The sequence below is a fragment of the Salipiger pentaromativorans genome, assembly GCF_024721115.1.
Classification (GTDB): domain Bacteria; phylum Pseudomonadota; class Alphaproteobacteria; order Rhodobacterales; family Rhodobacteraceae; genus Salipiger; species Salipiger pentaromativorans.
On sequence record NZ_JAMDHK010000001.1, the window covers coordinates 481,106 to 506,179 of the forward strand.

At 67.0% G+C, this 25,074-nt stretch carries 27 protein-coding genes and 1 riboswitch; of the genes, 8 read left to right on the plus strand and 19 right to left on the minus strand.

Features of this window, described 5'->3' with window-relative positions:
- Positions 1-10: 10 nt before the first annotated feature.
- From M4578_RS02260 to miaB, 12 genes are all read right to left on the minus strand, one after another.
- The gene (locus M4578_RS02260; protein ID WP_258091807.1) at positions 11-616 is read right to left on the minus strand and encodes a (d)CMP kinase; all 606 of its coding nucleotides are present in this window, start codon (positions 614-616) and stop codon (positions 11-13) included.
- A 61-nt stretch (positions 617-677) separates the two neighbouring features.
- Positions 678-1,184: a hypothetical protein gene (locus M4578_RS02265; RefSeq protein ID WP_258091808.1), complete on the minus strand. Its 507-nt coding sequence runs from the start codon at positions 1,182-1,184 to the stop codon at positions 678-680.
- Positions 1,181-2,527, minus strand: coding sequence for a 3-phosphoshikimate 1-carboxyvinyltransferase (gene aroA, locus M4578_RS02270; protein WP_258091809.1), 1,347 nt, complete (start codon positions 2,525-2,527; stop codon positions 1,181-1,183). The genes M4578_RS02265 and aroA overlap by 4 nt, the downstream gene beginning before the upstream one ends.
- A gap of 158 nt (positions 2,528-2,685) precedes the next feature.
- Complete coding sequence (gene trmB, locus M4578_RS02275) at positions 2,686-3,399, minus strand: tRNA (guanosine(46)-N7)-methyltransferase TrmB (RefSeq protein WP_258091810.1); 714 nt, start codon at positions 3,397-3,399, stop codon at positions 2,686-2,688.
- 138 nt (positions 3,400-3,537) lie between these two features.
- On the minus strand, positions 3,538-4,719 hold the full coding sequence (metK, locus tag M4578_RS02280; protein WP_258091811.1) for a methionine adenosyltransferase: 1,182 nt from the start codon (positions 4,717-4,719) through the stop codon (positions 3,538-3,540).
- Positions 4,720-4,722: 3 nt separating this feature from the next.
- A riboswitch (SAM-SAH riboswitch) is annotated at positions 4,723-4,771 on the minus strand.
- A gap of 37 nt (positions 4,772-4,808) precedes the next feature.
- Positions 4,809-6,341 (minus strand): apolipoprotein N-acyltransferase, encoded by a 1,533-nt coding sequence (gene lnt / locus M4578_RS02285; RefSeq protein WP_258091812.1) that lies wholly within the window; start codon positions 6,339-6,341, stop codon positions 4,809-4,811.
- Positions 6,331-7,281: a hemolysin family protein gene (locus M4578_RS02290; protein WP_258091813.1), complete on the minus strand. Its 951-nt coding sequence runs from the start codon at positions 7,279-7,281 to the stop codon at positions 6,331-6,333. The genes lnt and M4578_RS02290 overlap by 11 nt, the downstream gene beginning before the upstream one ends.
- Before the next feature lie 30 nt (positions 7,282-7,311).
- The gene (gene ybeY, locus M4578_RS02295) at positions 7,312-7,800 is read right to left on the minus strand and encodes an rRNA maturation RNase YbeY (RefSeq protein WP_258091814.1); all 489 of its coding nucleotides are present in this window, start codon (positions 7,798-7,800) and stop codon (positions 7,312-7,314) included.
- 318 nt (positions 7,801-8,118) lie between these two features.
- A complete protein-coding gene (locus tag M4578_RS02300) occupies positions 8,119-9,096 on the minus strand; it encodes a PhoH family protein (RefSeq protein WP_258091815.1) in 978 nt (325 codons plus the stop codon).
- Positions 9,097-9,245: 149 nt separating this feature from the next.
- On the minus strand, positions 9,246-9,563 hold the full coding sequence (locus M4578_RS02305; RefSeq protein ID WP_258091816.1) for a hypothetical protein: 318 nt from the start codon (positions 9,561-9,563) through the stop codon (positions 9,246-9,248).
- A gap of 10 nt (positions 9,564-9,573) precedes the next feature.
- Complete coding sequence (locus M4578_RS02310) at positions 9,574-10,185, minus strand: OmpA family protein (protein WP_258091817.1); 612 nt, start codon at positions 10,183-10,185, stop codon at positions 9,574-9,576.
- Between the two features lie 240 nt (positions 10,186-10,425).
- Positions 10,426-11,733 carry a tRNA (N6-isopentenyl adenosine(37)-C2)-methylthiotransferase MiaB gene (gene miaB / locus M4578_RS02315; protein ID WP_258091818.1) on the minus strand — a complete coding sequence of 436 codons (1,308 nt, stop codon included), beginning with the start codon at positions 11,731-11,733 and terminating at the stop codon, positions 10,426-10,428.
- A 205-nt stretch (positions 11,734-11,938) separates the two neighbouring features.
- Here miaB and M4578_RS02320 point away from each other — a divergent pair, with 205 nt between their 5' ends.
- Positions 11,939-12,808: a hypothetical protein gene (locus M4578_RS02320; protein ID WP_258091819.1), complete on the plus strand. Its 870-nt coding sequence runs from the start codon at positions 11,939-11,941 to the stop codon at positions 12,806-12,808.
- Positions 12,799-13,299 carry a GNAT family N-acetyltransferase gene (locus tag M4578_RS02325; protein ID WP_258091820.1) on the plus strand — a complete coding sequence of 167 codons (501 nt, stop codon included), beginning with the start codon at positions 12,799-12,801 and terminating at the stop codon, positions 13,297-13,299. The genes M4578_RS02320 and M4578_RS02325 overlap by 10 nt, the downstream gene beginning before the upstream one ends.
- 197 nt (positions 13,300-13,496) lie before the next feature.
- On the opposite strand, the gene irrA is transcribed toward M4578_RS02325, so the two are convergent.
- Positions 13,497-13,916 (minus strand): iron response transcriptional regulator IrrA, encoded by a 420-nt coding sequence (irrA, locus tag M4578_RS02330; RefSeq protein ID WP_258091821.1) that lies wholly within the window; start codon positions 13,914-13,916, stop codon positions 13,497-13,499.
- A 178-nt stretch (positions 13,917-14,094) separates the two neighbouring features.
- Here irrA and fabA point away from each other — a divergent pair, with 178 nt between their 5' ends.
- From fabA to hisA, 5 genes are all read left to right on the plus strand, one after another.
- Positions 14,095-14,604: a bifunctional 3-hydroxydecanoyl-ACP dehydratase/trans-2-decenoyl-ACP isomerase gene (gene fabA, locus M4578_RS02335; protein WP_258091822.1), complete on the plus strand. Its 510-nt coding sequence runs from the start codon at positions 14,095-14,097 to the stop codon at positions 14,602-14,604.
- Positions 14,605-14,619: 15 nt separating this feature from the next.
- Complete coding sequence (fabB, locus tag M4578_RS02340; protein ID WP_258091823.1) at positions 14,620-15,849, plus strand: beta-ketoacyl-ACP synthase I; 1,230 nt, start codon at positions 14,620-14,622, stop codon at positions 15,847-15,849.
- A 30-nt stretch (positions 15,850-15,879) separates the two neighbouring features.
- Positions 15,880-16,671 carry an enoyl-ACP reductase FabI gene (locus M4578_RS02345; protein ID WP_258091824.1) on the plus strand — a complete coding sequence of 264 codons (792 nt, stop codon included), beginning with the start codon at positions 15,880-15,882 and terminating at the stop codon, positions 16,669-16,671.
- A gap of 63 nt (positions 16,672-16,734) precedes the next feature.
- Positions 16,735-17,370 carry an imidazole glycerol phosphate synthase subunit HisH gene (gene hisH / locus M4578_RS02350; RefSeq protein WP_258091825.1) on the plus strand — a complete coding sequence of 212 codons (636 nt, stop codon included), beginning with the start codon at positions 16,735-16,737 and terminating at the stop codon, positions 17,368-17,370.
- Between the two features lie 203 nt (positions 17,371-17,573).
- Positions 17,574-18,296, plus strand: a complete 723-nt coding sequence (gene hisA / locus M4578_RS02355) for a 1-(5-phosphoribosyl)-5-[(5-phosphoribosylamino)methylideneamino]imidazole-4-carboxamide isomerase (protein ID WP_258091826.1) — start codon at positions 17,574-17,576, stop codon at positions 18,294-18,296.
- 42 nt (positions 18,297-18,338) lie between these two features.
- Here the strand turns inward: hisA and M4578_RS02360 are convergent, their stop codons facing one another.
- The 6 genes from M4578_RS02360 to M4578_RS02385 form a co-directional block, all read right to left on the minus strand.
- On the minus strand, positions 18,339-19,349 hold the full coding sequence (locus M4578_RS02360) for an endonuclease/exonuclease/phosphatase family protein (RefSeq protein WP_258091827.1): 1,011 nt from the start codon (positions 19,347-19,349) through the stop codon (positions 18,339-18,341).
- Between the two features lie 9 nt (positions 19,350-19,358).
- Positions 19,359-20,042: a molecular chaperone DjiA gene (locus tag M4578_RS02365; protein WP_258091828.1), complete on the minus strand. Its 684-nt coding sequence runs from the start codon at positions 20,040-20,042 to the stop codon at positions 19,359-19,361.
- Between the two features lie 41 nt (positions 20,043-20,083).
- Positions 20,084-20,563, minus strand: a complete 480-nt coding sequence (locus tag M4578_RS02370) for a GNAT family N-acetyltransferase (protein ID WP_258091829.1) — start codon at positions 20,561-20,563, stop codon at positions 20,084-20,086.
- Positions 20,560-21,177, minus strand: coding sequence for a VOC family protein (locus tag M4578_RS02375; RefSeq protein ID WP_258091830.1), 618 nt, complete (start codon positions 21,175-21,177; stop codon positions 20,560-20,562). Before M4578_RS02375 ends, M4578_RS02370 begins: the two co-directional genes overlap by 4 nt.
- Before the next feature lie 216 nt (positions 21,178-21,393).
- Positions 21,394-23,523 carry a methylmalonyl-CoA mutase gene (gene scpA / locus M4578_RS02380; RefSeq protein WP_258091831.1) on the minus strand — a complete coding sequence of 710 codons (2,130 nt, stop codon included), beginning with the start codon at positions 23,521-23,523 and terminating at the stop codon, positions 21,394-21,396.
- Positions 23,486-24,421: a hypothetical protein gene (locus M4578_RS02385; RefSeq protein ID WP_258091832.1), complete on the minus strand. Its 936-nt coding sequence runs from the start codon at positions 24,419-24,421 to the stop codon at positions 23,486-23,488. Before M4578_RS02385 ends, scpA begins: the two co-directional genes overlap by 38 nt.
- Before the next feature lie 136 nt (positions 24,422-24,557).
- Between M4578_RS02385 and M4578_RS02390 the strand changes: the two genes are divergently transcribed.
- A complete protein-coding gene (locus M4578_RS02390) occupies positions 24,558-25,016 on the plus strand; it encodes a DUF4174 domain-containing protein (protein WP_258091833.1) in 459 nt (152 codons plus the stop codon).
- Positions 25,017-25,074: the final 58 nt, after the last annotated feature.

Consider the following 25,074-nt stretch of genomic DNA (forward strand, 5'->3'; position numbering starts at 1 on the left):
TCCGGCGTGTTCAGCGGCGCGCATCCACCGCGGCGATGGCCGCCGCGACCGCCGCGGCGATGTCCAGCGCGGAAGTGTCGAGCAGCAGCGCATCCTCCGCCGGGCGCAGCGGCGCATCGGCGCGGGTTGCGTCGCGGTGATCGCGCTCGCGGGTCTCGGCCAGCACCGTCTCGTAATCCGTCTCGACGCCCTTGCCGCAAAGCTCGTCGAAGCGGCGCCGCGCGCGCACCTCGGGGCTCGCGGTGACAAAGAGCTTGGCCTCGGCCTCCGGACAGATCACCGTGCCGATGTCGCGCCCGTCAAGCACCGCGCCGCCCGCGCGCCGCGCATAGGCGCGCTGGAAATCCACCAGCGCCGCGCGCACCTCGGGAATCGTCGCGACCTTGCTGGCCGCCTGTGCCACCTCCGGCGTGCGCAACCCGTCCACCTCGAGATCCTCGGCCACCAGCGCGCGGGCGGCGGCCACCGGCTCGGTCCCGTCCAGCATGCGCTTGCCGACCGCGCGATAGAGCAGCCCGGTATCCAGATGCCCGAACCCGTAATGCGCGGCAACGGCCTTGCTGATCGTCCCCTTGCCCGCGGCTGCCGGCCCGTCGATGGCGATGGTGAACGTCATGGGCATCTCTTCCTTTGCTGCAAATGTCTTGACCGGGTTATGGCGAGCCCTGCGCGCCGCTTCAACCCTCGCGCCGGCTGCGCTGCCAGAGACCGGCCAGGATCAGCAGACAAAGCAACAGGAGCGCGAATTTCAGTCTGGTAAACAGGCTGGCCCAGGTCGCCAGCAAAGGGACAAAACCTTCGGGTCCGCGTTGCAGCAGTTCGCCGACCGAGGCGTTTTCCGCCCAGTCCGCCGCCAGATAGGCCAGCACCGGCAGCAGAAGCACGCTCCGTACCCAGACCGGCAGGGGCCGTGCCAGGAACAGCATCCCCAGACCCAGCGTCAGGGCAAAGCTCAGCATGAAGACCCCGTCGAGCCAGCGCATCTCAAGCAGATAAACCGCCCGCCCGGCGCCATCCAGCGCCTGCAGATAGGACTGCGCCGCCTCCGGCGCATAGCCCCAGGCGCGCGCATCGAAGGGCAGGAGCCCGCCCGCCGCCGGCACCAGCACCATATGAGAATACCACGCCATGATCAGGAACAGCGCCAGGGACAGCGCCCCCGCAAGGGTGGCGAGCCGGGTCATTCCACGCGGCCGATCTCAGCCCCCAGCCCCGCCATCAGCCCCTCGAAGATCGGGAAGGAGGTCGCGATGGGCCCGCCGTCATCTACCCGCACCGGATCTTTCGTGGCCAGCCCCAGGATCAGAAAGGACATGGCGATGCGGTGGTCGAGATGGCTCTGCACCTCCGCCCCGCCCGGCACATTGCCGTGGCCGCGGCCATGCACCGTCCACCAGTCCTCGCCCTCCTCGACCGCCACGCCGTTCGCGCGCAGCCCCACGGCCATGGCGTCGATCCGGTCGCTTTCCTTGACCCGCAGCTCCTTGACGCCGGGCATATAGGTCTTGCCCTCGGCAAAGGCGGCCACCACCGACAGCACCGGATACTCGTCGATCATGCTGGCGGCGCGATGGGGCGGCACCTCGACGCCCTTGAGGTCGGGCGAGAACCGCGCGCGCAGATCGGCAACCGGCTCGCCCCCCTCCTCGCGTTCGTTCTCGAATGTCAGATCCGCGCCCATCTCCCGCAACGTAAAGAACAGCCCCGCCCGCGTCGGGTTGAGCCCGATATTGGGCACCAGCACATCCGAGCCCTCGCAGATCAGCGCGGCGCAGACCGGAAAGGCCGCCGAAGACGGATCGCGCGGCACCACGATGTCCTGCGGGGCCAGCTCGGGCTGGCCCGTCAGCGTGATCACCCGGCCCTCATTGGTCTCCTCGGTCGTCACCGTCGCGCCGAACCCCGCCAGCATGCGCTCAGAATGGTCCCGCGTCGCCTCGCGCTCGATCACCACGGTCTCGCCCGGCGCGGCGAGCCCCGCCAGCAGCACGGCGGATTTCACCTGCGCCGACGGCACCGGCGTGGCGTAGCGCACCGGCAGCGGATCGCGCGCGCCGAGAATGGTCATCGGCAGCCGCCCGCCGGAGCGCCCATAAGCCTGCGCCCCGAAGAGCGCCAGCGGATCGGTGATCCGCGCCATGGGCCGCTTGTTGAGGCTGGCATCCCCGGTGAAGGTGGCGGCGATCGGCGTCGTCGCCATCGCCCCCATGATGAGCCGCACCCCGGTGCCGGAATTGCCGCAGTCGATGACCTGATCGGGCTCGGCGAACCCGCCCACACCCACGCCCTGCACATGCCAGGTGTCGCCGCGTTTCTCGACCTCGGCCCCGAACGCGCGCATCGCCTTCGCGGTGTCGAGCACGTCCTGCCCCTCCAGCAGCCCGGTCACGCGGGTCTCGCCCACCGCCAGCGCGCCCAGGATCAGCGCCCGGTGCGAGATCGACTTGTCCCCCGGCACATGCGCCTCGCCGCTCAGCCCCGTGGACCGGCGCGCAATCATCGGAATGGCTTCCCCGTGGCTCGACATGACGCCCCCTCGTGTTATCGCTCGCGCGCCTGATAGCAGCCGCCTCGTGCCCCGTCCATCGCCCGCGCGGACCCCGAGGCCGTTTGAGTATTTGCCGGAAAGATGAAAGCAGAACGCCGCCCCCTGCCCTTCATCTTTCTCCAAATACTCAAAAAAGCTCAGAGCCTGCGAAAGGTCAGATAATGCGGCACCCGTCCCTCGCGCAGCGCCTTCTGCTCGTAGCGGGTCGAGAGCCAGTCGTCCCAGGGCTCCCGCCAGTCCTCGGGCCGCTCGGCCAGCCAGTCGAACCCGGCTTTCGGCACCTCCAGCAGCGTCTGGCGCACGTAGTCGGGGATGTCGGTGGCGACGCGGAATTCGCCGCCGGGTTTCAGCACGCGGGCCAGCGGCGCCAGATGCTCCTGCGTGACGAAACGGCGCTTGTGGTGGCGCTTTTTCGGCCAGGGATCGGGGTAGAGCAGAAAGGCCTTGGCGATGCTCGCCTCGGGCAACACGTCGAAGAGGTTGCGCACATCGCCCGGATGGACCCGCACGTTCTCCACCCCCGCCTGACGGATCTTGCCCAGCAGCATGGCCACGCCGTTCATGAAAGGCTCGCAGCCGATGATCCCCATATCCGGATGAGTCGCGGCCTGATGCACCATGTGTTCGCCGCCGCCGAACCCCACTTCCAGCCAGACCGGGCGCCCGCCGAAGAGCGCGCCCGGATCCAGCGGATGGCGCTCGGGGTTCACCTCCCAATCGACCGGCCCCGGCGAAAGCTTTGCCAGATCTTCGTCGAGATAGGCTTCCTGCGCCGCGTTCAGCGTCTTGCCCCGCACGCGGCCATAGAAATTGCGCCAGGGGGCATCGGGATGTTTGTTCGATGTGGTCATGGGCGGGGCGTTTAGCGCCAAGCTCCGCGCGGGGCAATGCCGCAGCTTGGCGACATCGCCCCTCTGCCGTCGTTTCGATCGGGGGCGGCAAATTCCTTCGGAGGAATTTGCATAACTCTTCGAAGAGTTTTGCCCCGCTCAGACCGCGGTCTTCAGCGCCTCGGCGAGATCGGTCTTCTCCCAGGAGAAGCCGCCCTCGGCATCCGGCGCGCGGCCGAAATGGCCATAGGCCGCGGTGCGGGCATAGATCGGCTTGTTGAGATCGAGATGGGTGCGGATGCCACGCGGGGTGAGATCCATCACCTGCGGGATCGCCGCCTCGATCGCCGCCTCGTCCACCTGGCCGGTGCCATGGGCATCGACATAGATCGACAGCGGCCTGGCCACGCCGATGGCATAGGAAAGCTGCACCGTGCAGCGCTCGGCCATGCCCGAGGCGACCACGTTCTTGGCGAGATAGCGCGCCGCATAGGCCGCCGAGCGGTCCACCTTGGTCGGATCCTTGCCGGAAAACGCGCCGCCGCCATGGGGCGCTGCGCCGCCATAGGTGTCCACGATAATCTTGCGCCCGGTGAGGCCGGCGTCGCCATCGGGCCCGCCGATCACGAAAGTGCCGGTGGGGTTCACCCACCATTCGGTCGCCGCGCTCAGCCAGCCCTCGGGCAGCACCTCGCGGATATAGGGCTCCACGATGGCGCGCACATCCTCGGATTCGAGGCTCGGGTCGAGATGCTGATGCGACAGCACGACCGAGGTCACGCCGACCGGCTTGCCGCCCTCGTAGCGCACCGAGAACTGCGATTTCGCATCCGGGCCCAGCAGCGGCTCGACCCCGGATTTGCGCACCTCTGCCAGCCGCTTGAGCACCGCATGGGCGTAGAGGATCGGCGCGGGCATCAGCTCGGGCGTCTCGTTGGTGGCATAGCCGAACATGATGCCCTGATCGCCCGCGCCCTCGTCGCGGTTGCCCTGCCCGGTCACGCCCTGCGCGATATGCGCCGATTGTTCGTGCAGCAGGTTGGTGATCTCGCAGGTCGCGTGGTGAAACTTGTCCTGCTCGTAACCGATGTCCTTGATGCAGGCGCGCACGATGTCCGGGATCGCCTCCATATACTCGGCGAGCTTGTCCTGATCGGTGAGCCCGATCTCGCCGCCGATCACCACGCGGTTGGTGGTGGCAAAGGTTTCGCAGGCGACGCGGGCCAGCGGATCCTCGGCGAGCAGCGCGTCGAGCACGGCGTCGGAAATACGGTCGCAGACCTTGTCGGGGTGGCCTTCGGAGACGGATTCCGAAGTGAAGATATAGTTTTGGCGGGACATGAGCGCTCCATTGGGTACCTGCCGTCACGCCAGGAAGCCGTTGTGACGGGGATGTAACGGACCATAGCTAGGAGGTTGCTAACAGCGCGTCAATGCGAAACCCGGCGGCGGCGCCAGAATGCCGCCAGGCCCAGCAACAGGAACAATCCCCAGGCCGGAAGATCGCCCATCCGACTGTAGGGTGTCGGCGGCAGAGGCGGCGGCAGCCGGGTGTCGAGATAGCCCGCCTCGCCCAGCGGCAGTTCGTCCAGCACCCGCCCGGCCCCGTCGATCACCGCCGAAACCCCTGTGTTGGCCGCGCGCAAGAGCGGCAGCCCCTGTTCGATCGCGCGGATGCGTGCCTGAGCAAGATGCTGATAAGGCCCGGAAAACGTGCCGAACCAGGCATCGTTGGTGATCTGCAGCAGGAGGGCGGGCCGTCCCGGCCCGCGCAGATCCTGCGGAAACACCGCCTCGTAGCAGATGAGCGGCAGCGCCTGCCCCAGCTCCGGCCCCAGATCGAGAAGCTGCGGACCGGGGCCGGGCGTGTAGCCGCCCGCCGCCCGCTGCGCGAGGCCGATGATGTTCCAGCGCTCGAACAGTTCTGCCGCGGGCATGTATTCGCCGAAAGGCACGAGGTGGTGCTTGTCATAGACCTGCAGCACCCGTGGTCCCTGCTCGGCCAGCACCAGCGAGTTGAAATAGCCGCCATCCTCTTCGCGCTGGATGCCGACCACCACCTTGCCCGGAAAGCCCGCGTCGGTGACAATGCCCAGCGCCTCGTCCGCGTGGTTCAGCAGCATCGGCAGCGCCGTCTCTGGCCAGACCGTCAGCACCGGACGCGGCAGCCCGTCCTGCGAGGGTGCGGCAGTGAAATCCACCTGCCGCTCGAAGAAGATCGGCACGAAGGCGCGGTCCCATTTCTGATGCTGCGGCGCGTTGGGCTGGATCAGCCGCACCACCGGGCGGCCGCCCAGATCCTGAAGCGGCGGCACCAGCGCCGCGCCGCCCGCCAGAAGCGCCGCCAGCAGCCCGCCGCCCGCCAGCCCCGGCCAGAGCCCCCGCCGCCCGCGCCGCAGCGCGGCGGCGACAAGCGCCGCGGTGGCCAGGGTCACAAAGGTGAGCCCGTGCGGCCCGATCACCGAAACCCACTGGATCGCCGCGACCGGTGCCCAGAGATAGCCCAGCATCGCCCAGGCGAAGCCGGTGAACACATAGGCCCGCGCCAGCTCGGCCGCGGCCCAGCAGACCGCCAGCGCAAAGAGCCGCCGCCGCCCCGGCGCATGTACCGCGCCCCAGAAGGCCAGCGCCCAGAACAGTGCCAGCCCGCCGGCGAGGCCGAAGAGGGCGAAGGGGGCCATCCAGCCGGTGGTGGCAGCATCGACCTGGAACGGTTCGATCACCCAGCCGAGCACCAGGCCGAAATAGCCCAGCCCCACGCCCCAGCCCGCCCCCACCGCGTAAAGCGGGCTGCGCGCGGTGGAAAACAGCAGAAAGGCACCGACCAGCCCCGGGAAGGCCAGCCAGGGCAGGTCGTAGGGCGCCTGCCCCAGCCCCATCAGCGCCCCGGCTAAGATGGCCAGCGGCAGCCGCGCCCAGCGCGGCAGCCGGTCCGGCCCGGCACCGGCGCTGTCAGGCACCATGGGCCTCCGGCGCCGCCTCGGACCGAACCGCCGCAGGCACTGCCGGTTTCGGCGACGGGGCCCCGGCTGCGGCGTGCGGACGCACGCGCAGCCGCTTGATGCGGCGCGGGTCGGCATCGACCACCTCGAAGTCGATGCCCGCCGGATGCGGGATCACCTCGCCGCGCGCGGGCACATGGCCCGCGAGCATGAAGACCAACCCGCCCAGCGTGTCGATCTCTTCCTCGTCGATCTCGTCATCCTCGGTCAGCGCCAGCCCGGTCTCGGCCTCGAATTCCTCGAGCGGGGTCTTGGCGAGCGCCAGCCAGCTTCCGGATTTCTCACGCGAGAAATTGCGCCCCTCGGCAATGTCGTGCTCGTCCTCGATCTCGCCGATGACCTGTTCGATCAGATCCTCGATGGTCACCAGCCCGTCGACCCCGCCATATTCGTCGATCACCAGCGCCATGTGCCGCCGTTCGGTCTGCATCTTGGTGAGCAGAACGCCCAGAGGCATCGAGGGCGGCACGAAGACCAGCGGGCGCAGCATCTTCTTGAGATCGAAGCGCTGGCCCGATCCGTTGAACCCGTGCTTGAGCGCGAAATCCTTCAGATGCGCCATGCCCACCGGCGTGTCGAGCGTGCCGGAATAGACCGGCAGCCGGGTCATGCCGCTTTCGCGGAACACCTTCACCAGCTCCGGTTTGGTGATCGTGTCGGGCACCGCGACGATGTCGGCCTTGGGAATCGCCACGTCCTCGACCCGCATGCGACGCAGGTTCATCATGCTGGGCGGGCTGGGCTGGGGTGTCGTCACGGATGTGCCGTTCACCGGGGCGCCCTCGACGGGCGCCGGTATGAAAGTCTTGAAAATACGGCGAAAAAAACCTTCGCCTTGATCCGAATCTGCCGTCGGCTGCGCGCTTTGCGCTGCCGTAGACGAGCCGTCACTATCGCCCATTGTTCCTATCCGTTGACGGGGACCATGCCCCTAGCCCTGCGAATATGGGTTCGCGACCCCCAGTTTGCCAAGTATTTCGACCTCGAGAGTTTCCATGAGCGTGGCATCCGCGTCACGGATATGGTCGTAGCCCAGAAGATGCAACGTGGCGTGCACGATCAGATGGGTGAGATGATCGGCCAGGGGCTTGCCCTGCTCTTCGGCCTCGCGGATGCAGGTTTCGTAGGCGATGGCGATGTCGCCCAGCTCTTCGGGCAGCCCCTCTTCGCCGCCTTGCGGCGGCTCCTCGGGGCTGCGCTCTTCCGACGGCCAGGAAAGCACATTGGTGGGTGTGGGCTTTTCGCGGAATTCGGCGTTCAGCCCGGCGATCCGGGCATCGTCGCAGGCGAGGATCGCGATTTCGAAGCGCTCGGGATCGAGCGCCAGATGCGTCAGCGCCGCGCATGCGGCGGTTTCGGCCAGCGATTCGAGCCCGGCCTCGTCCCAGCGGTCGTCTTCGATGATCGTGTCGGTCAGCATTCGGGGATCCGTGGCAAAGGGAGCGTCGCGCGGCGGCCCGGCGTTTTGGGGCCTGCGCCCTGCGCTCTGCAACGCAGGGCCGCAAATGTCCAGTCGCTGGCGCCACGGGCGCCGGGCCCAGCGACGGCCCGAGGGGGGCCGCAGCAAGCACGGAATTCCGCGATTTATCCCAGCCACATCCGAAGGGCCTCTCAACGAGGCGCCTATGTCACCAGAGCGGCCGCCCGCCGGGACGGGCAGCCGCTGGCCCGGCGGCGCTCTGCGCCTTGCTTCCGGACCAAAGGTGCGGGGATCGAGCTGGCGACCGAACAGACCGTCTCAGGCCCCCTCCGCATCCTTCTCATAGGCCTCGATGATCGCGGCGACGAGCGGGTGGCGGACCACATCGGCGGAGGTGAAATAGTTGAACCCGATCTTCTCGATGCTCTTCAGCAGCCGCTCCGCGTCCTGCAGCCCCGAAGGCACGCCGCGCGGCAGGTCGATCTGGGTGCGGTCGCCGGTGATCACCATGCGGCTCCCCTCGCCCAGACGGGTGAGGAACATCTTCATCTGCATGGTGGTGGCGTTCTGCGCCTCGTCCAGCACCACGAAGGCGTTCGACAGGGTACGCCCGCGCATGAAAGCCAGTGGCGCGATCTCGACGGTCTTTTCCTCGCGCATCTTGGCAAGCTGCTTGCCCGGCAGGAAATCGTTCAGCGCGTCGTAGAGCGGCTGCATATAGGGGTCGACCTTTTCCTCCTGCGTGCCGGGCAGAAAGCCCAGCCGCTCGCCCGCCTCGACGGCGGGACGGCAGAGGATGATCTTGTCCACCGCTCCGGTGATCAGCATGTTCACGCCGACGGCCACGGCGAGATAGGTCTTGCCGGTGCCCGCGGGCCCGATGCCGAAACACATCTCGTTCTGATAGAGCGAGCGCACATAGGCCTTTTGCGCGTCGGTGCGCGGCTCGATGAGCTTCTTGCGGGTCTTGATCTCGACCTTGCCGCCCTCGAACATCTCGAGCTGGGCATCGGGGCCCGCCTCTTCCGGCGCCAGACGGAATTCGCGGTCGATGTCGCCGCGCCCCACGGTCCGCCCCTGCTCCAGCCGCGCATAGAGCGCCGAGAGCACCTCGCGCGCGGCTGCCTGGGCCTCTTCCGGCCCGTGAATCGCGAGCTGGTTGCCGCGTCGGAGAATCTGCACGCCGGTGCGGGTCTCGATGTCGGTGAGGTTACGGTCGAATTCGCCGCAAAGGTCGATCAGAAGACGGTTGTCGGGGAATTCAAGGATGGCTTCGGTGAGAGTGCCTGTGCTCACGCATGTCTCCTGCGCTTGAGATCACGTTCATGGTGCCAAGCGACCGGTCCGAGAGCAAGCCCTGCCTGCGCCGAAGACGGCCGCAAAATGCAAAACGACCGCGCGGTGGGCAACCGCGCGGCCGGGAAAGATGCTGGCTCTGCCAAGGGTCAGAGCGGGTCGCCGATGACCGAGGTCGAGCCGTTCTTGAAGTCGCCGGTGGCGACCGTCGGCGGCGCGACGCCGGAGCAGATCGGTTTGCCGTATTTGTCGAGACGGCGGGCCAGATAGCCCTCGACGCCGTCATCCGCGATCCAGTTGTCGCAGCCGTCCGGATCGACCCAGACGCCCCATTTGATCTGGCTGAGATCCTTGCGGTCGATGGTGTTGCGGTCGACACTCTTGTCGGGACCGATCGGCACATCGGTGGCACAGGCCGAAAGCGTGGCCACGGCGCCGAGAACGAAAGCGAGTTTCACGAGTTTCATATCGGTCTCCTCAGCGCACACACAGGATTTCGACGCGGCGGTTCTTCGCCATGCCCTCGGAGGTGCGGTTGGTCGCGATCGGGTAATCCTCGCCATAGCCGCGCACGTCGATGATCCGGGCGCCGACCGACCGGGCGACCGAAGCCACCGAATTGGCACGGTTGTAGCTCAGCCGCATGTTGTATTCCTGGCTGGCCCGCGCGTCGGTGTGGCCGACGATGATGTAGCCGAAGGCCGAGGAATTGCGGAAGAAATCCTCAAGCCGGCCGCGGCTCTTGGACCAGATCTTGTAGCTGTCGGTGGCGAAATACTGATCGGTGTTGATCGTGCCGCACACGTTGATGTCGCGGCAGACCGGGCGACCGTCGGGCGTGACACGCGACACGGCATAGCCCTCGACCCCGTCGTCCATGACCCAGATCTCGCAGCCATCGGGCGAGATCGAGATGCCCGGAATGTAACGCTCGCCCCGGATGGTGCGCGTGTTCTGCGTGGAAATGATCGGTTCGTTAAAGCCGTCGCTGCCGGCAGCGGCGGGGCCGATGGCCCCAGTGGCAGCGAGGGTGGCCAGCGCTACCGCGCCGACGACGCCGCGGAGAGCTTTGGTAATGCGATTCGCCACAGCCTCTGTCCCTTTTACTTGGTGTTTCCCCCAGATGCGTCGCCAGCGGAATCGGGCTCGCGGCGCAAAGTTACTATAATCCAAGACATTAACAGACAAATCCGGTCTGTGAAGCGAAAACCACCAGATATTGTGGTTAATCGCGTAACAAACCACCCCAATTGCCGCAATTGTCCCGGGATCTCTTGCAAATACCGGGAATGAAGCCGTTTTTTCGGCGGGTCTGTGACCGCGCTTTGGTCAGACCAGCACAGCTTTGAGCGAATTGGGGCCGCTCTCGACGATCCGGACCCGGCGCAAATCGCCGGGGGCCAGCCCCTCGGCGGCCACATGCACCGCGTGCAGATAATCGGATTTGCCCACCATCTGCCCCGGCATCCGCCCCGGTTTCTCGAAGAGCACCCCCACCTCACGGCCCACCATGGCATCCTGCAAGGCCCGCTGCTGGCGGGTGAGCAGCGCCTGAAGCCGCTGGAGCCGGTCGTCCTTTTCCGCCTCGGGCACCTGCGGGCGCTCGGCGGCGGGGGTGCCGGGGCGTTCGGAATACTTGAACGAGAAGGCCGAGCCGTATTCCACCGCCGCGATCAGATCCAGCGTCGCCTGGAAATCTTCCTCGGTCTCCTCCGGGAAACCGACGATGAAATCGCCCGACATGTGCAGATCGGGGCGCGCCGCGCGCAGCCGCTCGATCAGCCGCAGATATTGCTCGGCGGTGTGCTGGCGGTTCATCCGCTTGAGGATCTTGTCCGAGCCCGCCTGCACCGGCAGGTGCAGATAGGGCATGAGCTTGTCGCAATCGCCATGGGCGGCGATCAGGTCGTCATCCATGTCGTTCGGATGCGAGGTGGTAAAGCGGATGCGCGCCAGCCCGTCGATTTTGGCCAGTTCGCGGATCAGCCCGGCGAGCCCCTTTTCGTGACCGTGATAGGCGTTGACGTTCTGCCCCAGCAGGGTGATCTCGCGCACCCCGCGCTCAACCAGATCGCGCGCCTCGGCCAGCACACGATCCGCCGGGCGCGAGACCTCGGCGCCGCGGGTATAGGGCACCACGCAGAAGGCGCAGAACTTGTCGCAGCCTTCCTGCACAGTGAGAAAGGCGGTGGGGCCGCGCTTGGCCTTGGGGCGGGCTTTCAGATGCTCGAACTTGTCTTCCTCGGGGAAATCCGTGTCGAGCGCCTTGGCACCGTTGCTGGTGCGCGCCATCAGATCCGGCAGCCGGTGATAGCTTTGCGGGCCGACCACCAGATCGACCAGCGGCTGACGGCGCATGATTTCTTCGCCCTCGGCCTGGGCCACGCAGCCCGCCACGCCGATCTTGAGATCGGGACGCTCGGCCTTCAGCCCCTTGTAGCGGCCCAGCTCGGAATAGACCTTTTCCGCCGCCTTCTCACGGATGTGGCAGGTGTTGAGCAGGATCATGTCCGCGTCTTCCGGCCGGTCGGTCTGGACATAGCCCTGCCCGCCCATGGCTTCGGCCATGCGCTCGCTGTCGTAGACGTTCATCTGGCAGCCATAGGTCTTGATGAAGAGCTTCTTGGGCTGGGTCATAGAGAGACTCCCGGTCGCGCGGTTCAAGGGCGGGCGGATAGCGCAAAACCGCCCGCGTGAAAAGGGCAAGGCGCCGGCAAGGCCCGGAGGCGCCGCGCCGCGCGCCACGGCCAGCGCCGGTTTCGCCCCCGTCTCCGCCGGACGGGCGCCTTGCAATGCCCGGATTTTTCACCGAATCTGCACCCGACAGCACCAAAGGCGGGCCATGCAGTATTCCGGACTCGACGCGTTTCTGAAAGAGGCGAACCCCGCGCTTGGCAAGGGCCCCGTGGCGATGGTCTTTTGCGAGGACGAGACCGAGATCGACACCACCCTGCGCCATCACATGCAGTTGGGGTTCAAATCCACCCTCGCCTTCATGCCCGCGCATTTTGCTGTCGCTCCGGACGTGCGCGAGCGCATCCACCGCATCGACTATGACCTGAACAGCGAAGGGGCGGTGCCGCGCGCGGTGAACGCGGTCGGCGCGGCGGGCCCCGGGTTGTGGATGTTCTACTGCTACAACGCGGAATATCTGTTCTACCCGTTCTGCGAAACGCGCTCGATCTCGGAAATGCTGGCCTTTCACGCCGAAGAGCGGCGCGATGCGATGCTGACCTATGTGATCGACCTCTATGCGCGCGACCTCGACCGCAACCCCGATGCGGTCTCGCTGGACGAGGCCTGGCTCGACCGGTCGGGCTATTACGCGCTGGCGCGCAACGATCCCGCGAACCACAACCACCCCAAGGAGCGGCAGCTGGATTTCTTCGGCGGGCTGCGCTGGCGCTACGAAGAGCATATCCCGACCGAGCGCCGCAAGATCGACCGGATTGCGATCTTCCGCGCCAAGCCCGGCTTGCATCTGCGCGAGGATCACACCTTCGACGACGAGGAATACAACACCTATGCCTGCCCCTGGCACAGCAACCTGACGGCGGCGCTGGCGTCGTTCCGCACCGCGAAGGCGTTGAAACGCAACCCGGGCAGCACCTTCGAGATCCCCAGCTTCCACTGGCACAACTCGGCCCGGTTCGAATGGCATTCGCGGCAATTGCTCGACCTCGGACTGATGGAGCCCGGACAATGGTTCTGACCGTCCGGCCGCTTGGCGCGCCGGATGCCGGCGCCTGGAAAACGCTGCGGATCGAGGCGGTCGAGACCTATCCCGCCGCCTTTCTCGCCGGCACCGAAGAGGTCCGCGCGATGACGCTGGAGACAGTGACCGGGATGCTGGCCGCCGGCATGACGCTGGGGCTGTTCGACGGCGCCGCGCTGACCGGCATGGCCGGGTTGCGCCGCCTGCCCTTTGCCCGCGCCGCCCACCGCTGCGAGATCGGCGGGTTCTATATCCGTCCCGCGCTGCAAGGTCAGGGCGCGGCGGACGCGCTGATGCAGGGAATCGTGGCGCATGTCACGCCGCTCGGGGTCTGGCAGCTCGAGCTCTGCGTCGCCGAGAAGAATCCCCGCGCGATCCGCTTCTACGAGCGCCACGGCTTTGCGCGACAGGGCCGGATGCCGAACACCGTGATCGGCCCGGACGGGCCAGAGACCGATCTTTTCTATACGCGCGATCTGCGCGGCTGACGCAAAGACCCGGATGCGCCGGTCCTCCGGATCACGGTCCGGACATCCGCGACAGCCCCTCTCCGCGCGCCGCTCGGCCTCGCTCCATGCGACCGGAAGATCGCCGTGTGCCACGCCCGCACAGATCCTTCTCCGCGCGCGGCGGCGGATCGGCACATACGACAATGGACCTTTCGGGAACCCCGCTCTGCGACCGGTCAGCTCCGCTTGCGCAGGCGGATCACCACATCGACCGCCGCGATCTCGGCCCCTTCGGGCGCGTCGGGCAGACGCGAGATCACCATCTGATCGGCGGGCGCATCGGTGAGATGGCCATCCTCTTCCCAGAAGAAATGCGGATGCTCGTGGGTGTTGGTGTCGAAATAGCTGCGGGTGCCGTCGACCGTCACTTCCTGCATCAGCCCGGCGTCGCAGAAGGCGCGCAGGGTGTTGTAGACGGTGGCCAGCGACACGCTTTCGCCCTGGTCCTTGGCGGCGGCGAACAGGCTTTCGGCGGTGACGTGACGGTTGTTGCCGTCGCCCACCAGCAATGCGGCAAGCGCGACGCGCTGTCGCGTCGGGCGCAGCCCGGCATGTCCCAGCCACTCTGTGCCTCTCTGAACGGCCTCTGAGGTCATTGCATCTTCCGCCTGTTTCAAGGTGCCGACATATATAAAGGAAGCCTGCCTGCAATTTCAAATGAAAAACCCGGCATCACATGCCAAGCGCCCAGGATTCGGCAGGCTTGCAAGCCGCGCTTTCACGGTGATAGAGGGGGCGCGAACCGCAACCCAAGGAACGAAGGGCCCCGCGCATATGGCCGACTACCCCACCAGCTTTGGCAAGGAAGACCTGTTGAAATGCGCCCGTGGCGAGCTGTTCGGCCCCGGCAATGCGCAGCTTCCCGAACCGCCCATGCTGATGATGGACCGCATCACCGATATTTCGAGTGACGGCGGCGCCCATGGCAAGGGGCATGTGGTGGCCGAATTCGACATCACCCCCGATCTTTGGTTCTTTGCCTGCCACTTCCCCGGCAACCCGATCATGCCGGGCTGTCTCGGCCTTGACGGGCTCTGGCAGCTCACCGGCTTCAATCTGGGCTGGCGCGGATGGCCCGGGCGCGGCTATGCTCTGGGTGTGGGCGAGGTCAAGCTCACCGGCATGGTGCGGCCCGACCGCAAGATGCTGACCTATTACGTGGATTTCACCAAGGCGGTTCAGACCCGCCGCCTGACCATGGGCGTGGCCGATGGCCGCGTGGAGGCGGATGGCGAGGTCATCTATCAAGTCAAGGACATGAAGGTCGCCCTGTCCGAAAGCTGAACCAGGAGAATGCCCATGCGCCGCGTCGTCGTCACGGGACTGGGGATCGTATCCTCCATCGGAAACAATGCCGAAGAAGTGCTGGCCTCGCTGAAAGCGGGCCGGTCGGGCATTACCGCAAACGAACAGATGAAAGAGCACGGCTTCCGCAGCCAGATCGCCGGAGCCGTGAATCTCGACGTGTCCGAACATGTCGACAAGCGTACCCTGCGCTTCATGGGACCGGGCGCTGCCTATGCCCATATCGCCATGAGCCAGGCCATCGCCGATAGCGGGCTCGAGGGGTCCGACGTCGTGAACCCGCGCACCGGGCTGGTGGCGGGCTCGGGCGGGCCGTCGACCTCGGCGCTGCTCACCGCGCATCAGACCGTGCTGACCACCGGCGCCACCAAGCGCGTCGGCCCCTTCGCGGTGCCCAAGGCGATGTGTTCGACGATCTCGGCGAACCTCTCGACCGCCTTCAAGATCAAGGGCATCAACTATTCCATCACCTCGGCCTGCTCGACCTCGCTGCATTGCATCGGCAATGCCGCCGAACAGATCATGATGGGCAAGCAGGACGTGATGTTCGCCGGTGGCGGCGAGGAGCTGGACTGGACCCTGTCCTGCCTCTTCGACGCGATGGGCGCCATGTCCTCGAAATACAACGACACGCCCGCGACCGCCTCGCGCGCCTTCGACGCGGGCCGTGACGGGTTCGTGATCTCGGCCGGCGGCGGCATCGTCGTGCTGGAAGAGCTGGAACATGCCAAGGCGCGCGGCGCCAAGATCTATGCCGAGGTCACCGGTTATGCCGCCACCTCCGACGGGCACGACATGGTCGCCCCCTCCGGCGAGGGCGGCGAGCGCGCCATGCGGCTGGCGCTCTCCACCCTGCCCGAAGACCGCAAGGTCGGCTATATCAACGCGCATGGCACCTCGACTCCGGTCGGCGACGTGGGCGAGATCGAAGCGGTGCGCCGGGTCTTTGGCGACGGCAGCACACCGCCGGTCAGCTCGACCAAGTCGATGACCGGCCACAGCCAGGGCGCCACTGGCGCGCAGGAGGCGATCTACTGCCTGCTGGCGCTGAAAAACGATTTCATCATCCCCTCGATCAACGTGGAGACCCTCGATCCGGCGCTGAAGCCCGAAGAGATCGCCACCACGCTCGTGGAAAACGCCGAACTGGATACGGTCATGACCAATTCCTTCGGCTTCGGCGGCACCAACGGCTCCATGCTTCTGAGCCGTTACCGCGATTGATCAACAATAAAAACAACGGGTTATAGGTACATGTCGGAGCTTCTGAAGGGCAAGCGCGGGCTGGTCATGGGCGTGGCCAATGACCGCTCCATCGCATGGGGCATCGCCAAGGCGCTGCACGAGGCGGGGGCCGAGCTGGCCTTCACCTATCAGGGCGAAGCCTTCGGCAAGCGCCTGGAACCCCTGGCCGCCTCGGTGGGCAGCGATTTCATGGTCGATGTCGATGTGACCGACGACGCCTCGCTCGAAACGGCCTTTGCCGAGCTCGGGTCGCGCTGGCCCACGATCGACTTTCTGGTTCACGCCATCGCGTTTTCCGACAAGTCCGAGCTGACCGGGCGGATCCTCAACACCAGCCGGGCGAACTTCAAGAACTCGCTCGACATCTCGTGCTACAGCTTCATCGAGGTCGCCCGCCGCGCGCATCCTCTGATGGTGGAGAACGGCGGCACATTGCTGACGCTGACCTATGAGGGCAGCCAGCGCGTGGTGCCGAACTACAACGTCATGGGCGTGGCCAAGGCGGCGCTGGAATCGGCGACGCGCTATCTGGCCAACGACCTCGGCCCCGAGGGCATCCGCGTCAACGCGATCTCTCCCGGCCCGATGAAGACGCTGGCCGGCGCGGCCATCGGCGGGGCGCGCAAGACCTACAAGCATACCGACCAGAACGCCCCGATGCGCGCCAACGCGACGCTCGACGCGGTGGGCGGCACGGCGGTCTATCTGGTCTCGGATGCCGGCGCCTGCACCACGGGCGAGATCCTGCATGTGGACGGTGGCTTCCATGTGCTCGGCATGCCGCAATACGAAAACCTCTGAGGCCGGCGCCGCCTTCCGGGCCGCCCGCCTCTTCCGGACGACATTGAAGACAGGAGCGCGGCGATGCTGACGGCGATCATCGATTACGAGAGCGGCAATCTGCACTCCGCCGAAAAGGCGTTCCAGCGCATGGCGCGGGAAACCGATGCCGGCGAGGTCGTGGTGACCACCGATCCCGAGACCGTGGCCAATGCCGACCGCATCGTGCTGCCCGGCGACGGCGCCTTTCCGGCCTGCGCCGCGGCGCTTTGGCGCTCGGGCTGCTTTCAGGCCATGGTCGAGGCGGTGGAGACGCGCGGCGTGCCCTTCCTCGGCATCTGCGTCGGCATGCAGTTGCTTGCCCGCAAGGGACATGAATACGAGGAAACCGACGGGCTCGGCTGGATCGACGGCGAGGTCGAGCGGATCGTCCCCTCCGACCCGTCGCTGAAGGTGCCGCATATGGGCTGGAACGATCTGGTGATCGACATGCCCCACCCGGTGCTCGACGGCATCGCGACCGGCGATCACGCCTATTTCGTGCATTCCTATCAGATGCGCATGTCCGATCCCGCGCAGCGCCTCGCGCATGTGGAGTATGGCGGCGACGTCACCGCCATCGTCGGGCGCGACACGGTGCTCGGCTTGCAGTTCCACCCGGAGAAAAGCGCCGCCACCGGCCTGCGCATGATCGCCAATTTCCTGCGCTGGCGCCCGTGACCGGCGATGCCCGCGCAAGAGCTTTTTCGCGCCAAAGCCGCATGGAGGGCATGAAACGCAATCCAGAGGTGTGAAATCGCCGCATTTCTGCATCACCGGCGGGCGTCAAATGCCCGTTTCCATTCGGCAATGACCCAAGGTCGGATTGCATCGCCCCGCACGTCATGAAATTATCCACAAAAGACTGTATCGAGCAAAACGCCATGATCCTGTACCCCGCCATCGACCTGAAAGACGGCAAGGCCGTGCGCCTGCTTCGCGGCGACATGGACAAAGCCACCGTGTTCAACGACGATCCCGCCGCGCAGGCGCTGGAATTCGTCGCCGCCGGCTGCGAATGGCTGCATCTGGTGGATCTCAACGGCGCCTTCGCCGGCGAGCCGGTCAATGCCGCTGCGGTCGAGGCGATCCTCAAGACCACCAACACCCCGGCGCAGCTTGGCGGCGGCATTCGCGACATGGCCACGATCGAGCGCTGGCTGGACAAGGGGCTCGCCCGCGTGATCCTGGGCACCGTGGCGGTGGAGAACCCCGCGCTGGTGCGCGAGGCGGCGGCCAAGTTCCCCGGCAAGATCGCCGTGGGGATCGACGCCAAGGACGGGCGCGTCGCCACCAAGGGCTGGGCCGAGGTCACCGATGTCGACGCGGTGGATCTGGCCCGGAGCTTTGAGGACGCGGGCGTGGCCGCCATCATCTACACCGACATCAACCGCGACGGTGCGATGCAGGGGCCGAATGTCGAGGCCACGGCAGCGTTGGCCCGCGCGGTGACGATCCCGGTGATCGCCTCGGGCGGGGTATCCTCGCTGAAAGACCTGCGCGCCCTGCGCGATTGCGGTGCCTCGCTGAACGGCGCGATCTCGGGCCGGGCGCTCTATGACGGCGCCATCGACCTCAAGGATGCGCTGAAGCTGCTGCGCGACTGAGGCGGCGGCGCGTGCTGCCCGTCGCCTCAGGCCGGCGCGGCGCTAGATGTCGATGTCCAGCGTCACCGGGAAATGATCCGAGGCGGTCAGCAGCGCCTCGCGCAGTTCCGGCGTCTTCCAGCAGACCGGATCGTCGAACGGATGCCAGATTCGCCATTCCGGCGCGCGCGCCCGCAGATCCGGCGAGACCATGATGTAATCCAGCATCGCCTGCATATAGCGCTTTTCGGGCGCCAGATAGAATCGCGCCGTGGTCGGCTGCGGCCCGAGCCGCGGGTGCAGCGCCAGATAGGCATGCGGATCGAAAAGCCGCGGCCCGCCGTCGCCCAGCACGATCTCCACCGAGCTGCGCCCGAACAGATCCTCGTATTCGTCGAGCCCGGGACCGTCGTTCAGATCGCCCAGCACGATCAGGCTGTCGCCCCCCGTCAGATGGGCATCGACCCGGCGGCGCAGCCAGATCGCCTGGGCAAGCTGCTTGCGCCGATTGGCGATGGCCAGCCGCATGATCTGGTCGCGGGTCTGCGCCCCGTGCGGCGCCTTGGATTTCAGATGCGCCCCGATCAGCCGCAGCACATGGCCCTGCGCGGTCACCGCCTCCACCTCCAGCGGCGGCTTCGAGAACGTCACCTTGTCCTCGGTCGCGTCGATGTCCAGGTCGATCCGGAACACCCCGTCGAAGCGCGGGGCATCGCCGCTCCTGGGGTCCCCCTCGGGGGCATGGCGCACGGTCAGCACCGCCGGATCGTAAAGCAGCGCGATCTCCTGCTGGGTGCCGTTCAGAAACCCGGTCAGCACCTCGCGAGTACGCAGATCGAAGGCTGCGGCAAAGCTCTTGAGCGCACGGGCGGTGTCGCGTCGGGAATTGCTGTCGGGCGCCTCGACTATCATCACCGCGTCGGCGTTCATCGCGGTAAAGACGATCCCCAGCGCCTCGGTCTGCTGCGCGCGGGTGATATCGTGCCGCGCCGACCAGCCGCCATCGGCCAGAAGCTGGCCGGCATCGTCGAACAGCGCGTCGAACCACTCGATATTATAGGTGGCCAGGCGCATCCCCCGCGCTCAGGCGTCCTGCCGCGCCGAGATCTCGGTCCAGGCGCGGTTGATGTCGATGAGCCGTTTTTCGGAGAGCTTCACCGCTTCCACGGGCACGCCGCGTGCCTGCATCACATCGGGATGGCTGTCGCGCACGAGCTGGCGCCAGTGGCGGCGGATCTCGTCCAGGGGCGCGTCCGGAGAGACGCCAAGCACCGCATAGGGATCGGGCGGCGCGTCGGGCACGAAACGGGCCCGCAGCGCGCGGAATTCGGGATCGGGCAGACCGAAGATGGTCGCCACCCGCTCCAGAAACTGGTCCTCTCCGGGGTGGTAATGGCCGTCGGCCATGGCGATGTGAAACAGCCCTTCCATCAGATCGCAGATCGGCCCCTGGGTGTCGTCGAACATCTGCCGGATCCGGCGGGCGTATTCCTCGAACCCCGCCACGTCCTGACGCGCCAGGTTAAAGACCCGGGCCGCCGCCTTCTCGTCCTCGGGTGCGATTCGGAACACCTCGCGGAAGGCCGCGACCTCGTTGCGCGTCACACGGCCGTCGGCCTTGGCCATCTTCGCGGAAAGCGCGATCACCGCGATGGTAAAACCCACGCTGCGCTCGGGCGGCTGCCGCAGCCGTTCGAAAACGGCGGCGAGCCCCTCGCCATTGGCCAGCGCGGAAAGCGCTTCGGTGATGCGGGTCCAGATCGACATGGGGGAATCTTACGCGCTCTCTGCGGCGCTGTCAGGGCGGATCAGAGAAATTTCTGCATCAGCACCAGATCCATCCAGCGCCCGAACTTGTAGCCGACCTGCGGCAGCCGCGCCGCCTCGCGGAACCCGATGGCGGCGTGGAATGCCACGCCGTCGGGATTTTCCGCCGAGACCCCTGCAAACAGCGAATGCACCCCCTGCCCCCGCGCCTCGGCCTCGATCGCCGTCATCAGCGCCCGACCGGCGCCGCGCCCGCGCGCCCGGGGCGACAGAATCACCGTGTGCTCCTTGGTCCGGGCATAGCCGGGCCCCGAGCGGAAGGGAAAGAAAGTGGCAAAGCCCAGAAGCTCTCCGGCCTCCTCGGCCACCTGAAAACCCGCCCCGCGCGCGGCAATATCGGCGGCCACCCCCGCTTCGGTCTTGAGCGCAGTCGAGAAGGTGATGGCGGTCTCCGCGATCCAGGGGTTCCACAGCGCCACCAGCGGGGCGGCATCCTCGGCCCGCGCCGGGCGGACGATCATTGCAGCACCCTCAGATGGCCCTGCGCCGTGCGCAGCTCGGCGCGCAGCCCGGCGGGGCCGCTCTGGAAGGACACCAGCGGCGCGTCGAGCACGGGCGCCAGAAGCGCCTCCAGCGCGGCGGCCTCGGGGTGGACGACGGCCAGCCGCTCCAGCACCGTGCCCGAGGCCGAAAGGACCGCCCCGGCGGGCACCGGGCTCAGCCATTGGATCAGCGCCGGAAACACGCCGTCGAAGGGCAGCATACCGTCCTCGGGCACCGACATGATCCAGCGCAGCCGCCCGCGCGACAGCGTCACCGGCTTTCCGGCCATCGGCAGCAGCTTCAGCGCCGCCTCCATGTCGCTCACCCGGCAGATCCACTTGTCGAGCCGCGCCGGCCCCGCGAAACGGTCGAGCCCGAACCAGCGCGCGCCCTCGGGGGGCGGGGCCGCCGGGTCGATGGCCAGCGCTTCGAGATAAAGGCCGCGCCCCAGCCCCAGAAGCTGGTTATGCGTGCCGTAGCGCGGATGCGTGCCGCCCGGCAGCAGAGGCACTCCCGCCGCCGCCTCGGCATGGGCGACCGCTTCTTCCAGGCTCTCACCCAGCACCGCGATGTGATCAAGCTGCAGCTTCATGTTCCGCCCGTTCCGTGACCGGTCCGGATTACGATAGGGTACGGTAATCGCTAAGCAAATGGCAAAAATGCGCCACGTCGCCCCAACCGGGCCCGCCACCGCGCGGATCCGCCCCGGAGCAGCGGCCCAGCACGGCAAAACGCCGGGCCCCAAAGGGCCCGGCGCTTGCAAAGATCCCGGCGCCGGATCCCAAGATCCGGACGCGCCGGACGCCGCTCAGCTCCGCGCTTCGCGGATGAGCTTGAGGATGTCCTGCGCCGCTTCGGGGATATTGGTGCCCGGGCCGAAGATCGCCTTCACGCCGGCATCGTAGAGGAACTGGTAATCCTGCTGCGGGATGACCCCGCCGCAGATCACGATGATGTCCTCGGCGCCCTGCGCCTTCAGCGCCTCGACAAGCTGCGGCGCCAGCGTCTTGTGGCCCGCCGCCTGCGACGAGATGCCGACAATGTGCACGTCGTTGTCGATGGCGTCCTGCGCGGCCTCGTCCGGGGTCTGGAACAGCGGGCCCACATCCACGTCGAAACCGATATCGGCAAAGGCCGTCGCGATCACCTTGGCGCCCCGGTCGTGGCCGTCCTGGCCCATCTTGACCACCAGCATGCGCGGGCGGCGGCCTTCTTCCTCGGCGAAATCGTCCACCGCCTTCTGGATCGCGGCAAAGCCCTCATCGCCCTCATAGGCGGCGCCATAGACCCCGGCGAGCGTCTTCACCTCGGCCCGGTGACGGCCGAACACCTTTTCCATCGCCATGCTGATTTCCCCAACCGAGGCCCGGGCGCGGGCCGCTTCCACCGCGGCGTCCAGCAGGTTGCCGCCCTCTTTCGCGCGCCGCTCCAGCTCGGACAGCGCGGCGTCGCAGGCCGCCTGATCGCGGGTCGCGCGGATTTTCTCAAGCGAGGCGATCTGCCCCTCGCGCACCTTGGCATTGTCGATATCGAGAATGTCGAGCGGATCTTCCTTGGCGAGACGGTACTTGTTCACGCCCACGATCACATCATCGCCCCGGTCGATATCGGCCTGGCGCTTGGCCGCCGTCTCCTCGATGCGCAGCTTGGGCATGCCCGAGGCCACTGCCTTGGTCATGCCGCCCATCTCATCGACTTCCTCGATGAGCTTCCACGCCGCCTCGGCCAGATCGGCGGTCAGCTTTTCGACATAGTAGGACCCCGCCATCGGATCGACCACCTTGGTCACGCCGGTCTCCTGCTGGAGAATGAGCTGGGTGTTCCGCGCGATCCGCGCCGAGAACTCGGTCGGCAGCGCGATCGCCTCGTCCAGCGCGTTGGTGTGCAACGACTGGGTGCCGCCCAGAACCGCGCTCATCGCCTCATAGGCGGTGCGGATCACGTTGTTATACGGATCCTGCTCGGCCAGCGACACGCCCGAGGTCTGGCAGTGGGTACGCAGCATCTTGGAGCGTGCGTTCTTGGCCCCGAGCTCGGTCATAATCCGGCTCCAGAGCATGCGCGCGGCGCGCAGCTTGGCGATCTCCATGAAGAAGTTCTTGCCGATGGCAAAGAAGAACGACAGCCGCCCGGCGAACTTGTCGATATCCATGCCGGCATCCATCGCCGTCTTCACGTATTCCTTGCCGTCCGCCAGCGTATAGGCCAGCTCCTGTACCAGGTTCGCGCCGGCCTCCTGCATGTGATAGCCGGAAATCGAGATCGAGTTGAATTTCGGCATCTCGTTCGAGGTGTATTCGATGATGTCCGAGATGATCCGCATCGAGGGTTCGGGCGGATAGATATAGGTGTTCCGCACCATGAACTCTTTCAGGATGTCGTTCTGAATCGTGCCCGAGAGCAACGCGCGGTCATGGCCCTGCTCTTCGCCGGTGACGATGAAGTTGGCCAGCACCGGGATCACCGCGCCGTTCATCGTCATCGAGACCGAGACCTTGTCGAGCGGGATGCCGTCGAACAGGATCTTCATATCCTCGACGCTGTCGATGGCCACGCCCGCCTTGCCGACATCGCCCACCACGCGCGGGTGGTCGCTGTCATAGCCCCGGTGGGTGGCAAGGTCGAACGCCACCGACACGCCCTGCTGCCCGGCATCCAGCGCCTTGCGGTAGAAGGCGTTCGATTCCTCGGCGGTGGAGAAGCCGGCATATTGCCGGATCGTCCAGGGGCGCCCGGCATACATCGTCGCCTTGACGCCGCGCGTGAACGGCTCGAACCCCGGCAGCTCGCCGATCTGCGGCAACCCTTCCACGTCTGCGGCGGTATAGAGCGGCTTGACCTCGATGCCTTCCAGCGTGTCCCAGGTCAGATCCTCCAGCGGGCGGCCCCGCAGCTCTTTCTCAGCGAGATTGCGCCAATCGTCCGTCTTGGCTGTCATCGGTTTGTCCTCTCTCTCTGGGAGCCGGCGGCCAGTTGATCCTGTCCTGCCCGGGCTCCGGGTCTTCTGTCAGTCGGGCCAGACCATCCGCCCCGGCACGCAGCCAGAACAGATCGTCGGCATAGCTCTCGCGCAGGCAGGCGGCCTGCTCGGCGGAAAACGGCATCCAGCGGCCCTCGCCCTCGGGCAGCACGCGCGGATCCTCGCCCCGGTCCGCCAGCAGTGCCCGCAGCCCCGCAAGATCGGGGCCGCGATGCGCCCAGATGCCGCCCGGCGGCATCGGCGGCGCAAAGCGCAGCGCCGCCGCCCGCCGCAGCAGCCGGTCCGGGCGCGAAACGAAGCGTTCGAAGGGCGTGACCAGCAGCTCGGTTCGCGGCAAGGCGCAGGCAATGTCTGCGATCACCTCGCGCCAGCCGCGCGTCTGCGCCGCCAGCGCCTTCAGCAGCGCGGCGTCGGGCAGCGCCCCGCCGCGCGCGACCAGATAGCCCAGCGCCGAGGCCCACCACATCTCGGGCGAGCGGATCTGCAGCACCGCGCGCCGCACACTGCCGAAGCCCCCCAACACCCGGGCCACCCGTGCGCCCGCGTCGGGATAGAGCCGCCGCGCCCGCAGGCAGCCGCGCGGACTGCCCAGCATGTTCTCGTCCGAGACCAGCAGCACCGCTAGCCCGCGCCGCGCCGAGGCCTCTGCCGCCAGACGGACCCGCCCCCTGGCGTGCCGCTCTGCCCCCGGGCGCAGCGCTGGTTCCATCAGCCCGTGAAGCAGCCCCTTGCGCGTGCGCCACGGCCCCCAGAAACCGATCCCCTGCCCCGCCAGCGGCACCTCGGCCCCGCGCAGGTAGGTCTGAAAGCTGGTCGAGCCCGCACGATGGGCCCCAAGGTGCAGGACAATGTCCATGGCGGACGCTCCTCATATGGGACAGACGCGGCATCATGCGCGCCTCTCCATGAGAAAGCGGTTAAGAGCGGAAAAATTCGTCGCGGCCCGCGCGAAACGCTGTGCAGAGCCCGGTCGCGCCCCTATATCTGAGGGCATGACCCGCTGGATCCCCCTTGTCGCGCTTGGATTTTTCACCCTGACGGCCAGTTTCGGCGCCGCCCAGAGCGCCGAGGCGCCCGAGGCCGGTGCGATCCGTCCCGCCGGCGAGGCGACGCTGGAAGAGTTCCTCTGGATCAACCGCCCGCTGGTGGTCTTCGCCGACAATCCCGCCGACCCCCGGTATGTGCAGCAGATGCAGCTCGTCACAGAACGGCTGGATGCGCTGACCGAACGCGATGTGGTGGTGATCACCGACACCGATCCGGCGGCACGCTCGCCGATCCGCCAGGCGCTGCGGGCGCGCGGCTTCATGTTCGTGCTCATCGCCAAGGACGGCACGGTCATCCTGCGCAAGCCGGCTCCCTGGGATGTGCGGGAAATCTCGCGCTCGATCGACAAGCAGCCGCTGCGCCAGCAAGAGGTGCGCGACCGGCGCGACCAGCTCCGGCAGTAGCGCGGCGCGGCTGCCGCGCCGGACGGGCGACAGCTCCGCCGCCGCCTGAACGGCGGCA

What these genes read in the sequence shown, in the direction of transcription:
- M4578_RS02375 (WP_258091830.1), bottom strand. Translation starts at nt 21,177, where the DNA reads ATGAAGCTGCAGCTTGATCACATCGCGGTGCTGGGTGAGAGCCTGGAA.
- M4578_RS02290 (WP_258091813.1), bottom strand. Translation starts at nt 7,281, where the DNA reads ATGGGCGATAGTGACGGCTCGTCTACGGCAGCGCAAAGCGCGCAGCCG.
- fabA (WP_258091822.1), top strand. Translation starts at nt 14,095, where the DNA reads ATGGCCGACTACCCCACCAGCTTTGGCAAGGAAGACCTGTTGAAATGC.
- hisH (WP_258091825.1), top strand. Translation starts at nt 16,735, where the DNA reads ATGCTGACGGCGATCATCGATTACGAGAGCGGCAATCTGCACTCCGCC.
- M4578_RS02305 (WP_258091816.1), bottom strand. Translation starts at nt 9,563, where the DNA reads ATGAAACTCGTGAAACTCGCTTTCGTTCTCGGCGCCGTGGCCACGCTT.
- M4578_RS02325 (WP_258091820.1), top strand. Translation starts at nt 12,799, where the DNA reads ATGGTTCTGACCGTCCGGCCGCTTGGCGCGCCGGATGCCGGCGCCTGG.
- M4578_RS02345 (WP_258091824.1), top strand. Translation starts at nt 15,880, where the DNA reads ATGTCGGAGCTTCTGAAGGGCAAGCGCGGGCTGGTCATGGGCGTGGCC.
- miaB (WP_258091818.1), bottom strand. Translation starts at nt 11,733, where the DNA reads ATGACCCAGCCCAAGAAGCTCTTCATCAAGACCTATGGCTGCCAGATG.
- M4578_RS02260 (WP_258091807.1), bottom strand. Translation starts at nt 616, where the DNA reads ATGACGTTCACCATCGCCATCGACGGGCCGGCAGCCGCGGGCAAGGGG.
- fabB (WP_258091823.1), top strand. Translation starts at nt 14,620, where the DNA reads ATGCGCCGCGTCGTCGTCACGGGACTGGGGATCGTATCCTCCATCGGA.
- M4578_RS02390 (WP_258091833.1), top strand. Translation starts at nt 24,558, where the DNA reads ATGACCCGCTGGATCCCCCTTGTCGCGCTTGGATTTTTCACCCTGACG.
- M4578_RS02385 (WP_258091832.1), bottom strand. Translation starts at nt 24,421, where the DNA reads ATGGACATTGTCCTGCACCTTGGGGCCCATCGTGCGGGCTCGACCAGC.
- lnt (WP_258091812.1), bottom strand. Translation starts at nt 6,341, where the DNA reads ATGGTGCCTGACAGCGCCGGTGCCGGGCCGGACCGGCTGCCGCGCTGG.
- irrA (WP_258091821.1), bottom strand. Translation starts at nt 13,916, where the DNA reads ATGACCTCAGAGGCCGTTCAGAGAGGCACAGAGTGGCTGGGACATGCC.
- trmB (WP_258091810.1), bottom strand. Translation starts at nt 3,399, where the DNA reads ATGACCACATCGAACAAACATCCCGATGCCCCCTGGCGCAATTTCTAT.
- metK (WP_258091811.1), bottom strand. Translation starts at nt 4,719, where the DNA reads ATGTCCCGCCAAAACTATATCTTCACTTCGGAATCCGTCTCCGAAGGC.
- M4578_RS02365 (WP_258091828.1), bottom strand. Translation starts at nt 20,042, where the DNA reads ATGTCGATCTGGACCCGCATCACCGAAGCGCTTTCCGCGCTGGCCAAT.
- M4578_RS02320 (WP_258091819.1), top strand. Translation starts at nt 11,939, where the DNA reads ATGCAGTATTCCGGACTCGACGCGTTTCTGAAAGAGGCGAACCCCGCG.
- ybeY (WP_258091814.1), bottom strand. Translation starts at nt 7,800, where the DNA reads ATGCTGACCGACACGATCATCGAAGACGACCGCTGGGACGAGGCCGGG.
- hisA (WP_258091826.1), top strand. Translation starts at nt 17,574, where the DNA reads ATGATCCTGTACCCCGCCATCGACCTGAAAGACGGCAAGGCCGTGCGC.
- aroA (WP_258091809.1), bottom strand. Translation starts at nt 2,527, where the DNA reads ATGTCGAGCCACGGGGAAGCCATTCCGATGATTGCGCGCCGGTCCACG.
- M4578_RS02265 (WP_258091808.1), bottom strand. Translation starts at nt 1,184, where the DNA reads ATGACCCGGCTCGCCACCCTTGCGGGGGCGCTGTCCCTGGCGCTGTTC.
- scpA (WP_258091831.1), bottom strand. Translation starts at nt 23,523, where the DNA reads ATGACAGCCAAGACGGACGATTGGCGCAATCTCGCTGAGAAAGAGCTG.
- M4578_RS02360 (WP_258091827.1), bottom strand. Translation starts at nt 19,349, where the DNA reads ATGCGCCTGGCCACCTATAATATCGAGTGGTTCGACGCGCTGTTCGAC.
- M4578_RS02370 (WP_258091829.1), bottom strand. Translation starts at nt 20,563, where the DNA reads ATGATCGTCCGCCCGGCGCGGGCCGAGGATGCCGCCCCGCTGGTGGCG.